This window comes from Brucella sp. NBRC 14130, assembly GCF_040371715.1.
Lineage (GTDB): Bacteria > Pseudomonadota > Alphaproteobacteria > Rhizobiales > Rhizobiaceae > Brucella > Brucella intermedia.
Window position 1 is genome coordinate 441,330 of the sequence record NZ_BAABTE010000006.1, and the last position, 13,217, is coordinate 454,546.

Below are 13,217 nucleotides of genomic sequence, written 5' to 3' on the forward strand. Positions count from 1 at the left end.
GGGATCGGAGATTCAGGACAGTGATTTCTGGGCTTTTTTAAGGTTGCTTCAATCTGGCCCTATTTTCTTTCGGTGATGCTGCGGATGCGATTGCGCAGGATACGGGCCAGATTGCGGGTCCGCTGATAGAGGTGGATCTGCGATGCGGCCTGGCGGACCAGCTTGTCGGTTGCCGGATTGAGCCCGATGACCAGAGTTTCGATCGTCTCACGCGCATCGAAAAGCCGCGTCATGACCGGATGGTCAGGCACCGCGCAGGAATCGGTGCGGTTGATGTTGGGGTCGTTGAGATGGTTCTTCACGACTTCGATCATCAGAAGCACGCCGGGTGACCAGGCGTTCAGGCTCTCGTCATAGGCCGTCTTCCAGGTCCAGGCTTCCCCTGAAACCGTGAAGACGATCAGAATGGCGATGACCCGCCCGTCCAGTTCAAGCGTATGCACACGCACACAGTCACGCTCGGCCAGATTGTTCACCGCCTCGCGGGCGAAGGCGGCACGAAACCGGTCGACGGCCATGGCGGTGCCACGCTTGCCCTTCCAGCCGCTCGCCTCAAGGGTCAGGAAATGTTCGAACGCATGGCGGACTTCGTCAGGCGCGCGGGCGACGCGATAGGCAAGTTCACCCTTTTCCGCCAGCCTGCGCCACAAGCGATTATAATCTCGCCGATGGTGCGCGCCGATGGCCTGCCTGATATAGGCGTCGCCATCCAGATCGCTTTCAAGAAATGGACGCTCTTTCTGCTCAATGGCCACCAGCGGCAATTGCCGGCCTACCGCGACAGAGCGGATCAGCCTTGCCGCCGGGCCGTCGGCCCGCATTTCCGGCAGGACAAGCACGTCGGGCATCTTGAGGTGCGTGCGTGCCAGAATGTCGAACAGGTCCTCCAGCACGCCGACCGGGTCGTCCTGATCGATCAGCGGCGTGCCCTGCGGCCCGAACGGCGTCGACCAGGCACGGATGACGGGCGTTGAAAGCGGCAGTCCGGGACGCTCGATCGTGTAGGGCATGACGAAGCGCAGGCGGCTACGGATTTCGTTCTCGTCGCGCATGACCATGAAGCGCACTTCCCGATCTTCGAGGCGCGGCATGGCAGGCGCCAGAAACCGCGCATTGAAGAAGACGTTCGGTTCGACCGTGCGGTTGCTCAGGTGATCGAGCTCATCGCGCAGTTCAAAGCCTGCGGCCGCTCCATAGATCGCGAGCTTGCGCGGTATGTCGCGGCTGTGCAGGCTCTCCTCAATCTTCTTGATGGCTTCGTGCGCGACACCGCTCTCGGATAGTTCCGAAACGATGTGGGCGGCATTTCCGCCTGCCGATTCTTCGAGCAAAGGTTTCGCGGCCATTACGAAGTTCCCTCCGAGGTCTTGGCACGGTCTCGTGGAATGAGAATGAACATGGTTATGTGCAGGGTGCGTGACACGGCGGTCGAGAGAAGCGCGGCCTCCATCAGCATGGCGACGGCGGTCGAGACGGCAGCGCCCGTCAGGCCGAACTGCGGTATCAGCACCAGATTGAGAATGACATTGACGGCAAGTGTCGCGGCATAGAGGAGCGCGCAGATATTCTGCTTCCCCGACATATTGAGGAGGCTTTCCGCCGGGCCAACGCTGGCGCGCGCGATCACCCCGATGATGAGGATGAATAGAAGCGGATAGCCGGCGGTAAAAGCGGAACCGAAAAGCCGCAGAAGCGGATAGCCCATCAGCAGGATGATGATGCCGAGAAACAGCGTCGGCCAGAATGTCCAGCGAACGGATGCTTCGGCAAAGCTTGCAAACGCGGCGCGGTCGCCGCTGTGAAGCAGGTCGGAATAACGCTGTGCGACGCTGGCCTTGACGGCAAAATAAACGAAATGGGCGAGCGCCATGATCTTCGTTGCTGCAAAGTAGATCGCCACATGCTCGGGATCGAGTGCATGGCCGACCATCAGAACATCGACATTGATGAGGAGGAAGAAAAAACCCTCCACCAGAAAAATCGGCAGGGAGACTTTGATCCACTCGCCAAAATGCTGCTCCTTCGCTGCGGCGGGGATATCGTTTTTCAACGAACGGTCAACCGTCAGCAATTGGCCGATGGTCGTTATCCAGGTCGCCGCGATCGACAAAGCCAGGGCGGTGGTCGCGGTGGAGGGCAGCCCAGCCTGGTGCGCGATGACCATGAACAGGAGAATCAGGATCGGACGGACGATATAGCTTGGCGTCAGCGCCATCATGACCCAGGTGCGCGAGCGCGCAATGCCGTCCAGCATATTGCCGAGCGCAATCATCGGCAGACAGATGAAACCGAGGATGAATGGCACGAGATAATAGCTCGCAACATGGTCCTTGAGCAAAAGCAGCAGGATCGTCCCCATAAGCGCGATGAGTGTGGCGGCTGTGAAAGCAAAAACGCGTCCGGTGGCTATAATGCCCCGTACTAGGCCGAATGACTGGCGCTGCACATATTCCGGCACGAAACGGATGATGGTCGTATGCAGTCCGAAACAGGCCAGATCGCCCATGATGATCATGGCCAGCCAGACGAGAACGAAAACGCCGTATTCAAATTCGCCCATCCAGCGCGCCAGAATGACCTGAGACACAAGAGCAATGCCGGCGCTTGCCACGCGCACCGAAAAGGCGACGAGGGAAGAGCGCTGTGCGCTGGCCTGCGGTCCGCTATCCGTGAGCACGGCATCCAGCCGCTCCGTCACGGGACGAAGCCTCGCCGCGATCCTGCCGGGTAAGAACCGGCTCGCCGTTTCAGCTGCCGAAAACCGCACTATTTGCCAACCCTGTCTTTGCAGGTCTCTTCGGGCCTGCTTGTTATGCGCCGGACAAGCCGGCTTTTCACGCCTGTGCTTTGCTGCCTGCGACGCGCAGGGAAACCTTAGACAGGAGTTCTTTATAAAGAGAAAAAGAAAAAGTCTAATCTTCCGAAGGTCGGAAGACTTCAAGGAATGGTGAGTATTTTCTAAACGGTATCTATATTTGAATCATCTAAAATGAAACAAGCATAGAACTGCTCGTCAACCGCAGCGATATGCATTGCCGCTGAAACAATAAACCCCGGCAATTGGCTTGCCGGGGTTCATGAATTGGAGAAGGCGGGAAGCCTTGGCTCACATCACTCGAAAGCGCCGTGGCAGTGCTTGTATTTCTTGCCGGAGCCGCAAGGGCAGGCTTCGTTCCGGCTGACCTTGCCCCATGTGCGTGGATCGGCTGGATCGCGTTCGGCGGCAGGCACGTTGCGGTCGTAATGCTGGTGTTCCGCCCAGGCCGCTTCGTCGAAATCGTTTTCGCCGGTCGTGCCGTCGATATGACGGCCGGTCATCGGCGGCAATTCGGGCTCAGGCGGCGCTTCACGAACGATCTCGACGCGCATAAGCTGGGAGATGACTACTTCGCGCAGATTGGCAAGCATCGACTGGAACAGTTCGAACGCTTCGGTCTTGTATTCGTTCAGCGGATCGCGCTGGGCGTAACCGCGGAAACCGACAACCGAACGCAGATGGTCGAGATTGACCAGATGCTCACGCCAGAGATTATCCAGCGACTGCATGATGACCGACTTCTCGACATAGGTCATGATCTGCGGGCCGAAGCGTTCGGCCTTTTCGGCAGCAGCCTTGTCGGCGGCTTCCTTGATGCGGTTCTCGAATTCTTCTTCCGCGATGCCTTCTTCCTTGGCCCAATCCTCCACTGGCAGGTCGAGATTGAGCTTGGAGATGATGTCCTCCTTGAGACCGGCAATATCCCACTTTTCCGCATAAGCGTCTTTGGGGATGCGCAGGGCGACCATGTCCTCGATGACCTCATGGCGCATTTCGCCGACGGTCTCGGTCAAGTCTTCTTCATCCATCATTTCCAGACGCTGTTCAAAGATCACCTTGCGCTGATCGTTCATCACGTCATCGTATTTCAGAAGGTTCTTGCGGATTTCGAAGTTGCGCGCTTCGACCTTCTTCTGCGCCTTTTCAAGCGCCTTGTTGATCCAGGGATGGACGATGGCTTCGTCTTCCTTGAGGCCGAGCTTCTGCAACATGCTGTCCATGCGGTCGGAACCGAAGATGCGCATCAGGTCGTCCTGCAGCGACAGGAAGAACTTTGAGCGGCCCGGATCGCCCTGACGGCCCGAACGGCCGCGCAGCTGGTTGTCGATGCGGCGGCTTTCGTGGCGCTCGGTAGCGAGAACATAAAGCCCGCCCGCGGCCAGAGCTTTTTCCTTCAATTGCGCGATGTCGGCCTTGATTGCAGCAATTTTCGCCTCGCGCTCCGGACCTTCCGGCACGTCGGAGAGTTCCTGACGGACGCGCATTTCCAGATTGCCACCGAGCTGAATATCGGTACCGCGACCGGCCATGTTGGTGGCGATGGTGATCGTTCCCGGCACGCCGGCCTGCGCGATGATATAGGCTTCCTGCTCGTGATAGCGGGCGTTCAGGACCTGGAATTCCTTGATGCCTTCCTTGCGAAGGCGTTCTGCCAGCTGTTCCGACTTTTCGATCGAGGTCGTGCCGACGAGGATCGGTTGTCCCTTTTCGTGCGAGGCGCGGATATCGCGCACGATGGCGCGGTATTTTTCTTCGACGGTGCGATAGACTTCATCGTCTTCGTCGATACGCTGCACCGGCAGATTGGTCGGAATCTCGAGTACTTCGAGGCCGTAAATATTGCCGAATTCTTCCGCTTCCGTCGCAGCCGTGCCGGTCATGCCCGACAGCTTGTTGTACATGCGGAAGTAGTTCTGGAACGTGATCGAGGCCAGAGTCTGGTTTTCCGGCTGGATGGTCACGTGTTCCTTGGCTTCCAGTGCCTGGTGCAGACCTTCCGAATAGCGGCGGCCCGGCATCATGCGGCCGGTAAATTCGTCGATGATGACGATCTCGTCATTGCGGACGATGTAGTCCTTATCGCGCTGGAACAGCTTGTGGGCGCGGAGCGCATTGTTCAGATGGTGAACGACCGCGACATTCTCGATGTCGTAGAGGCTTTCACCCTTGAGGTGGCCCGCCGCTTCCAGAAGCTGTTCAACCTTCTCTGTACCGACTTCGGTGAAGATGGCGGTCTTCTGCTTCTCATCGATTTCAAAATCTTCCGGCTGAAGGGCTGGAATGAAAGTGTCGATGAGATTGTAGAAATCCGAACGGTCTTCCAGCGGGCCGGAAATGATGAGCGGCGTGCGCGCCTCGTCGATGAGGATCGAGTCCACTTCATCGACGATGGCGTAATTGTGCGGGCGCTGCACCATCTGGGCGCGCTCATACTTCATGTTGTCACGCAGATAGTCGAAGCCCAACTCATTGTTGGTGCCATAGGTGATGTCGCAGGCATAGGCTGCGCGGCGCTCATCGTCGTCGAGACCGTGCTTGATGACGCCGACGGTCAGGCCGAGGAAGTTATAGAGCCTGCCCATGGTTTCAGCGTCGCGGCTGGCGAGGTAGTCGTTGACCGTCACCACATGCACGCCCTTGCCCTCAAGCGCGTTGAGGTAGACCGGCAGCGTTGCCATCAGGGTCTTGCCTTCACCCGTACGCATTTCAGCGATGCCGCGCTCGTGCAGAACCATGCCGCCGATCAGCTGCACGTCGAATGGGCGCATGCCGAGCACACGCTTCGCGGCCTCACGCGCCGTCGCAAAAGCGTCGGGCAAAATGGAGTCGAGCGTTTTGCCACCAGCCAGCGCCGCGCGAAATTCCGCGGTCTTGGCCTGCAGTTGCTCATCGGTAAGATTTTCGTAATTCTTCTCGATAGCAGTAATTTGATTGGCCCGCTGGCGCAGGATTTTCACGCGGCGGTCGTTGGATGAACCGAATATCTTGCGGGCGAGGCCGCCAAAGCTGACCATCACTGGTCCTTTCCTGTCCGTTCAGCCGGAAGCGCTTCCGGCAATGTCGAATGCTTTATTCACGCGTATTGAAACAATTGCAAGAAAACTGCGCTGCGAAAGCTGCCAGATACGGCGCATTTCCGGCGCAATTCCCCCGCCCCTTACTGGACGTAAAGCCGAAGGACAGATAAGAGGGGCTTCGGGCGATGTCAACGTTGCTCTAAAGGCTGGAAAACCTTTCCTTTGTCGTAATATTGGAGGTGTCCGGGCCAAATTCCGCCGCATTCATCGGGCCCGTAAGCGGTCACGAAGGAGAGAATTCCATATGAAAGCCATTCTGAAAGCCCCTTATCGTAAGGCTCTCGCTGTCGTCGGCATGTCTCTGGCGGCCTCGGTGGCGCTGGCAAGCTACTCTGGCGCAGCATTCGCACAGGATGCCGCCCAAGGTACGGAAAAGCCTGCTGCCGCTCCCGCGGAAAAGGAAGATCCGACCAAGGTTCTGGCGACCGTCAACGGCAAGGACATCACTGTCGGTGAAGTCGACCAGGCTGCAGGCGATCTCGATCCGCAGTTCTCGCGCCTCCCTGCCGAGCAGCGCCGTCTGGCCGCGCTCGCTGCCCTGATCGACATCAAGGCAATGGCTGGCGAAGCGGAAAAGGAAAAGCTCGATCAGTCGAAGGAATTCAAGGATCGCATGGAATTCCTGCGTGAGCGCGCTCTCCATAACGAATATTTCAAGGACGCCGTGGTCGACAAGATCAGCGATGACGATGTGCGTGCGCGCTACGACAAGGAAATCGCCGCCATGCCGCCGCAGGTGGAAGTGCGCGCGCGTCACATCCTCGTGAAGACCAAGGAAGAAGCCGAAGCCATCATCAAGAAGCTTGCAGGCGGCGCGAAGTTCGAGGACCTCGCCAAGGAAAGCTCGACCGACGGCACGGCTTCCAATGGCGGCGACCTCGGTTACTTCACCGAAGGCCAGATGGTGCCGGAATTTGAAAAGGCCGCCTTTGCGCTGAAGCCGGGGGAATACACCAAGGAGCCGGTCCAGTCCCAATTCGGCTTCCACGTCATCCAGCTCGAAGATCGCCGCACCAAGCAGCCTCCGGCATTCGATCAGGTCAAGGACCAGATCCGTTCGATCATCATGCGCGAGCGTTATGTCGAAACCGTCAAAAAGCTGCGTGATGGCATGAAGATCGACTACAAGGACCCGGCTGTCGAGAAAGCCATGAAGGACGCTGCCGCTGCTCAGGAAGGCGCGGACAAGGACGACGCGCCGGAAGAAGCTGCTCCACAGCAGTAAAATCCCGCTTCAGACGTCGACGCCCCGGCTTGCCGGGGCGTTTTTTATTTCGATCTTGCGTTTCCCGCTTGATTTTAGATCGCAAACCTTTCCAATGCGCGCGTCAGGCTTTTGAATCCGAAAACACGTAGTAGCCATTTGATGGCATTGCGATTTCCGGGTCTTCTACGAAACCGCATCCCATTGAGGCACATATGTCCGCGTCAGTTTCTCCGCTCGCACCAAAACACTATCCTACAATGCCGGTTGTCCATGGCGTGCGCATCGCCACCGCGGCTGCCGGGATCAAGTATAAGGGTCGAACGGATGTGATGCTGATGGTCTTCGACCGACCGGCGGAAGCCGCTGGCGTATTCACCCGTTCGCTCTGTCCGTCGGCGCCTGTCGATTTTTGCCGCCGCAACCTCGTGCACGGAAAGGCCCGTGCGGTCGTCGTCAATTCCGGCAACGCCAATGCCTTTACCGGTATCAAGGGTCGCGCGGCGACGGAAGCAACCGCTGAAGCCGCCGCCAAGGCTGTCGGCTGTGCCACGACGGATGTCTTTCTCGCCTCGACCGGCGTGATCGGCGAACCGCTCGATGCCGGCAAGTTCGCCCATCTGCTTGGCGACATGAACAGGGACGCGGTCGAGGATTTCTGGACGGAAGCCGCCAAGGCGATCATGACCACCGATACCTATCCGAAAGTTGCCACCGAAACGGTGCTGCTCGGTCAGGTGCCGGTCACGATCAACGGTATCGCCAAGGGCGCAGGCATGATCGCGCCGGATATGGCGACGATGCTTTCCTTTGTCGTCACCGATGCGCCGATCAAGGCGCATGTGCTGCAAAGCCTTCTGTCGAAGGGCGTTGGCTCCACCTTCAATGCGGTGACGGTGGATAGCGACACATCCACGTCGGACACCTTGATGCTGTTCGCCACCGGCACGTCGGCGGAACGCGGTGCGCCGGAGATTACCGACCCCGCCGACAAGCGGCTGGGTGAATTCAAGAAGGCGCTTGGCCGTCTTCTGAAGTCGCTGGCGCTGCAGGTCGTGCGCGACGGTGAGGGCGCCCGCAAGATGGTGGAAGTGGAAGTGACAGGCGCAAAGTCTGCAGCTTCCGCCAAGAAGATTGCACTTTCCATCGCCAATTCGCCGCTGGTCAAGACGGCTGTCGCCGGCGAAGACGCCAATTGGGGCCGCGTGGTCATGGCCGTCGGCAAGGCTGGCGAACCGGCTGACCGCGACCGGCTCGCCATCTGGTTCGGCGATATTCGCGTTGCGCATCAGGGCGAGCGCGATCCGGCCTATTCGGAAGCCGCGACGTCCGCCTATATGCAGGGCGAGGATATTCGCATTCGCGTCGATCTGGGGATGGGCAAGGGCAAGGCAACCGTCTGGACCTGCGATCTCACCAAGGAATATGTCGCCATCAACGGCGATTACAGAAGTTGATCGAACTGATGGAAAAACCCGGCACCCCAAGCCTCGCCATCGTACGCCAGCTTGAAGCCGTCGGCTTCCGTGCCTGGCCGGCCACGTCTGTCCACTATGACGGCACATGGGCGATACGCATGACGGCAGCGCATCCTTCCCGGCGTCTCAACTCGATCAATCCGCTCGACCCCGGCGACACGCGCGACATTCCCACACGCGTGGAACTGGCCGTGCAGCGTTTCCGCGCCTATGGCCGCATTCCCTGCTTCCGGCTTTCCCCGCTCGCGCCGCGCGAGCTGGAGGATTATCTCGAGGGGCTCGGCTGGAAGCGCCGGGACGAAACCATCGTGATGACCGCCAACCTCGAGGAACTCGATCTGTCGGGCGCGATTGACCAGATACCCCTGAAGGATGTCGGCCGTTTCGTGGACGCTTCGCTGTCCATCCATGAAAGACCGGACGACATGCGCCCCGGCTTCTCCGAGCTTCTCAACAATGTTCGTCCGAACAAGGGCATGTTCGTGCTGGAGGAAGGTGGCCGTGCCGTCTCCAACCTGCTTTGCGTGCAGGACGGCGTGATGGCGGGCCTGTTCGATGTCGGAACGTTGCGTGATGCAAGGCGCAAGGGCCACGGGCATGCGATTGTCGGTTCGGCGCTCAAATGGGCAGCAAAGCTTGGCGCGAAGACCGCATGGCTGCAAATCGAGGCGGACAATGTGGCCGGGCTTGCACTTTACGAAAGCTTCGGCTTTCAGGAAGCCTATCGCTATGCCTGTCGGGAGAGCAACGAGAAATGACCGAGGTGAAGGGACGCCGCATTCTTCTGGTGGCGGCTTGCGCGCTGGTGGATTCGGATGGCCGGGTTCTTCTGACGCAACGCCCGGAAGGCAAGCAGCTTGCCGGGCTGTGGGAGTTTCCCGGCGGCAAGGTGGAGCCGGGCGAGACGCCCGAAGAAACGTTGATCCGCGAATTGCAGGAAGAAATCGGCATCACCACGAAAGTGGCCTGCCTTGCGCCGTTGACATTCGCCAGCCACACCTATGATGACTTCCACCTGCTCATGCCGCTCTATGTCTGCCGCCGTTATGAAGGCATTGCGCGGGGGCTCGAGGGGCAGGCGCTGAAATGGGTTCGCCCGAAGGATATGCGCGACTATCCGATGCCGCCGGCCGATGAACCGCTGATCCCTTTCCTGCTCGATCTGCTTTAAGCCAACTGCCTGCGCCAGTTGTGGAAAAAGGTTGGCAATATCTTACGATTCCGCTGGCCGGTTAATCTATGATTCACTCCGTTGAGGCATTCTCGTTTACGAGCTGCCCCGGAGTTTTGAAGCATGGGTTTCGACAACAATTATTTTAGCGCCGATCACAACGAATATACGGCCAAGCCGCTAACCAAGGCTGGTCGTGGAATCCTGCGCGTTGTGCTGCTGTTCGGCTCTGCCGTTGTCGCCCTGGCGTTGATCATCGTGCCGATCCTCAACGATCAGGCAAACAAGATCGCGGCTCAATCGGTGTTGCCTGCCGGGATCGACCGCACCATGACCGGTTCGATCAAGCGTGACGCCAGCGCCCAGGCCCACGCACCAGGTCAGACCTATACGGTGCGCAAGAGCGTGCTTCAGCCAAGCCCCGATTCCGTCTGCATCATCGAGGCCGATGGCAGTCACCGCGGCGATTGCTGATCAGTTTTCTCCGGCCTTTTTGAGCGCTTCCGCCAGCGATGCTTTTGCGGAGCCCGGCTTCAATGGCTTCTGCTGCGATTCATGCGGCGCCCAGCCCGACAGCCAGATGACGGAGAAGGTGGCGCGAATGCGCCCGTCCGGGTCGGAGAACCGTTCGGCATAGATTTCGGCGGCGCGCAGAAACAGACGTTTCGATACCGGCTTTCTGGAACGGTCGCGCAGGATGTTCTGCATGCCCATGGCGCGCAGGTCGGCCATGAGGTTGAACAGCGAATCATAGCGCACGGTGATGTTGTCGACATCCGTTACGGGCAGGGCGAAGCCCGCGCGTTGCAGAAGGCCGCCCACATCGCGTACGTCCGGGAACGGAAAAATGCGCGGCGAAGCACCGCCAGTAAGTTCGATTTCGGCCTGAAGAAGACTTTCGCGGAGTTCTCCAAGCGTTCCGCTGCCACTCAAAGCAGCCAGAAAAAGCCCATCCGGTTTCAGGGCGCGGGCAACCTGCACCATGGCACCCGGCGTATCGTTCGTCGCGTGCAGGGCCATCAGCGAGACGACAAGATCGGCGCTGGCGGATTTCAGCGGAAGGATTTCCTCATCACCGACAATAGCCGGGAATGGACCTTGCAAAAAATCCCTGTCGCGTTCGATGCGGACAATCAGGTCGGCCTTGCCGGACCGGGCAATGGCCGCCGCCGCCGCGCCGGTATGGCCAGCGAGATCGACGGCGACGGGAAAACGGCGCTCTACAGCGTCGAGGCGGTCGGCGAGATCGTCGGCGATGCGCTGCAACAGGAAATCCGCGCCGGGTTCGGCGCGCGCAAAGGCGCGGCGGCGAAACGAGAGCAGGAGGTCGCGATCGAAGATCGCGCTATCATCGGTCGGCGCAGGCATGGATTCCGTCTTCTCTTTCGAGCAAGGTTCAGTACAATCGTTGCGGGGATAGATGCATTCGAACGGGGGCGAATGCAATGGCGCATGACGACAGAACGCATCAAACCTTTTTGCGCAGCGCTGGCCAAGGGCTTCGGCAGCTTGTCGGCAGGGCTGTCCGATCATCGGCGGATACGCTGTTCCCGCCGACATGCATCGGCTGCCGGATGCATGTGTCCGAACCGGGGACATTGTGTCCGAAATGCTGGCCGGAGCTGCGCTTTATCGAAAGGCCCTATTGTCCCGTCCTCGGCATACCTTTCAGCCACGATTTCGGCGAGAATTTCATGAGTGCGGAGGCGATTGCCGACCCGCCGCCTTTCCGGCGGCTCCGCTCCGCGGTTCTGCATCGGGGGGCGGCACAACGCATGGCGGTCTCGCTGAAGTTTCATGACCGGACCGATCTGGCCCCGTGGATGGCGCGCTGGATGCAGCGCGCGGGCCGCGAATTGCTGGACGAATGTGATGTGATCCTGCCTGTGCCCCTGCATCGCTGGCGGTTCTGGCAGCGGCGTTTCAACCAGTCGGCGGAGCTTGCCCGGGCACTGGCGAAACTGGAGATGAAACCCTTCGCACCGCAAGGCATCAAGCGGGTACGCAGGACGGAACAGCAGATCGGCCTCGGCATCAAGGAACGAAAGCGCAATGTGGACGGCGCCTTTCGCGTGCCGCAGGAACATGAGATTCATGTTCGCGGGCGCCGGGTCTTGCTGATCGATGACGTCTACACGACTGGCGCGACGGTCAAGGCGGTGACGCGCGCCTTGCTGCGTGGCGGCGCAAGAAGCGTGGACGTGCTGACATTCAGCCGCGTTCTGCCGGATTAGGCTCACCACTCAACACTGGCTCGTGAAAAGCTTCGGGGCTTCCAGTGGGCACCTTTGCCGCTTATATAGTGGCAAAGAATGGAGTTTTTCATGGTTGACGTTACTATCTACACGCGCCCCGGTTGCCCATATTGCACCATGGCCAAGGAATTGCTGACCCGCAAGGGCGTGGAATTCAATGAAATCAATGCGGGAGCAACGCAGGAATTGCGCGCGGAAATGCAGGCGCGTTCCGGACGCAATACATTCCCCCAGATTTTCGTCGGTTCGGTTCACGTCGGCGGCTGCGACGATCTTCATGCGCTGGAAGATCAGGGAAAACTCGATGGCCTGCTTGAAACTGGCCAATTGAACTGAGGTTATTGGGAGAAACCGATGAGCACGTTCCGCGCTGCCGCAATACAGATGCGTTCGGGTACCGACGTCGTCCGCAACGTCGAGACCCTGGAGAAATTCGTCGCCGAGGCGGCGTCGAAGGGCGCGGCTTATGTGCAGTCGCCGGAAATGACCGGCGCTATGATGCGCGATCGGGTCGCCTCCAAGGCCAGCCTGCGTGACGAAGCCAATGATCTGGTTTTCAAGGCTGCTTCTGCACTGGCGGCGAAGCACGGCATCTTCCTGCATATCGGTTCAACCGCCATCGATGCGGGTGACGGCAAGGTCGCCAATCGCGCCGGAATTTTCACGCCTTCTGGCGAGAAACTCGCGACCTATGACAAGATCCATATGTTCGACGTCGATCTGGACAATGGTGAAAGCTGGCGCGAATCAGCGACCTACGAGCCGGGCAGGGAAACCATTATTGCCGAACTGCCTTTTGCCAATCTCGGCATGGCGATCTGCTACGACATCCGCTTTCCGCAATTGTTCCGCGCGCAGGCACTTGCCGGTGCCAATGTGATTACCGGCCCCGCGGCCTTTACGAAGCAGACCGGTGAGGCGCACTGGCACGTTTTGCAGCGTGCGCGCGCCATCGAGAATGGTGCATTCCTGATCTCGGCCGCGCAAGGTGGCCTGCATGAGGACGGGCGCGAAACCTATGGCCATTCGATCATCGTCTCGCCATGGGGCAAGGTTCTCGCCGAAGCCGATCACGATGAGCCGGGTGTCATCCTGGCCGACATCGACGTGGCGGAAAGCGCAGCCGCACGCGCCAAGATACCGAACCTGAAGAATGCGCGGGAGTTCGATATACGGACTTGCTCCGCCCAACAGAAAGAGGACGCATAAATTCC

The 13,217-nt window shown here is 59.3% G+C and carries 12 protein-coding genes; 8 read left to right on the top strand and 4 right to left on the bottom strand.

Going from position 1 to position 13,217, the window contains the following annotated elements; all coding sequences use genetic code 11:
- Positions 1-59: 59 nt before the first annotated feature.
- The 3 genes from bspF to secA form a co-directional block, all read right to left on the bottom strand.
- Positions 60-1,346, bottom strand: coding sequence for a type IV secretion system effector crotonyl transferase BspF (bspF, locus tag ABWW28_RS15730; protein ID WP_021586583.1), 1,287 nt, complete (start codon positions 1,344-1,346; stop codon positions 60-62).
- Entirely contained in the window at positions 1,346-2,767 is a 1,422-nt protein-coding gene (locus tag ABWW28_RS15735; protein WP_036592808.1) for a lipopolysaccharide biosynthesis protein, read from the bottom strand. The genes bspF and ABWW28_RS15735 overlap by 1 nt, the downstream gene beginning before the upstream one ends.
- A 344-nt stretch (positions 2,768-3,111) precedes the next feature.
- A complete protein-coding gene (secA, locus tag ABWW28_RS15740; protein WP_176588164.1) occupies positions 3,112-5,832 on the bottom strand; it encodes a preprotein translocase subunit SecA in 2,721 nt (906 codons plus the stop codon).
- 307 nt (positions 5,833-6,139) lie between these two features.
- On the opposite strand from secA, the gene ABWW28_RS15745 reads away from it, so the two are divergent.
- The 5 genes from ABWW28_RS15745 (at position 6,140) to ABWW28_RS15765 (ending at position 10,222) form a co-directional block, all read left to right on the top strand.
- Positions 6,140-7,120, top strand: a complete 981-nt coding sequence (locus tag ABWW28_RS15745; protein WP_021586579.1) for a peptidylprolyl isomerase — start codon at positions 6,140-6,142, stop codon at positions 7,118-7,120.
- 194 nt (positions 7,121-7,314) lie between these two features.
- On the top strand, positions 7,315-8,556 hold the full coding sequence (argJ, locus tag ABWW28_RS15750) for a bifunctional glutamate N-acetyltransferase/amino-acid acetyltransferase ArgJ (RefSeq protein ID WP_031346635.1): 1,242 nt from the start codon (positions 7,315-7,317) through the stop codon (positions 8,554-8,556).
- Between the two features lie 8 nt (positions 8,557-8,564).
- A complete protein-coding gene (locus tag ABWW28_RS15755) occupies positions 8,565-9,335 on the top strand; it encodes a GNAT family N-acetyltransferase (RefSeq protein WP_176588039.1) in 771 nt (256 codons plus the stop codon).
- Positions 9,332-9,748 carry an 8-oxo-dGTP diphosphatase MutT gene (gene mutT, locus ABWW28_RS15760; RefSeq protein WP_006467893.1) on the top strand — a complete coding sequence of 139 codons (417 nt, stop codon included), beginning with the start codon at positions 9,332-9,334 and terminating at the stop codon, positions 9,746-9,748. The genes ABWW28_RS15755 and mutT overlap by 4 nt, the downstream gene beginning before the upstream one ends.
- Positions 9,749-9,871: 123 nt before the next feature.
- Positions 9,872-10,222, top strand: a complete 351-nt coding sequence (locus tag ABWW28_RS15765; protein WP_021586576.1) for a hypothetical protein — start codon at positions 9,872-9,874, stop codon at positions 10,220-10,222.
- Here ABWW28_RS15765 and ABWW28_RS15770 read toward each other — a convergent pair whose 3' ends face one another.
- The gene (locus ABWW28_RS15770) at positions 10,223-11,116 is read right to left on the bottom strand and encodes a methyltransferase domain-containing protein (protein WP_021586575.1); all 894 of its coding nucleotides are present in this window, start codon (positions 11,114-11,116) and stop codon (positions 10,223-10,225) included.
- 77 nt (positions 11,117-11,193) lie between these two features.
- Here ABWW28_RS15770 and ABWW28_RS15775 point away from each other — a divergent pair, with 77 nt between their 5' ends.
- The 3 genes from ABWW28_RS15775 to ABWW28_RS15785 all read left to right on the top strand — a co-directional run bounded on the left by ABWW28_RS15775 (position 11,194) and on the right by ABWW28_RS15785 (position 13,212).
- A complete protein-coding gene (locus ABWW28_RS15775) occupies positions 11,194-11,982 on the top strand; it encodes a ComF family protein (RefSeq protein WP_021586574.1) in 789 nt (262 codons plus the stop codon).
- A gap of 90 nt (positions 11,983-12,072) precedes the next feature.
- On the top strand, positions 12,073-12,339 hold the full coding sequence (grxC, locus tag ABWW28_RS15780) for a glutaredoxin 3 (RefSeq protein WP_031346631.1): 267 nt from the start codon (positions 12,073-12,075) through the stop codon (positions 12,337-12,339).
- A gap of 18 nt (positions 12,340-12,357) precedes the next feature.
- Complete coding sequence (locus ABWW28_RS15785) at positions 12,358-13,212, top strand: carbon-nitrogen hydrolase family protein (protein WP_021586572.1); 855 nt, start codon at positions 12,358-12,360, stop codon at positions 13,210-13,212.
- The last annotated feature ends 5 nt before the right edge of the window (positions 13,213-13,217 follow it).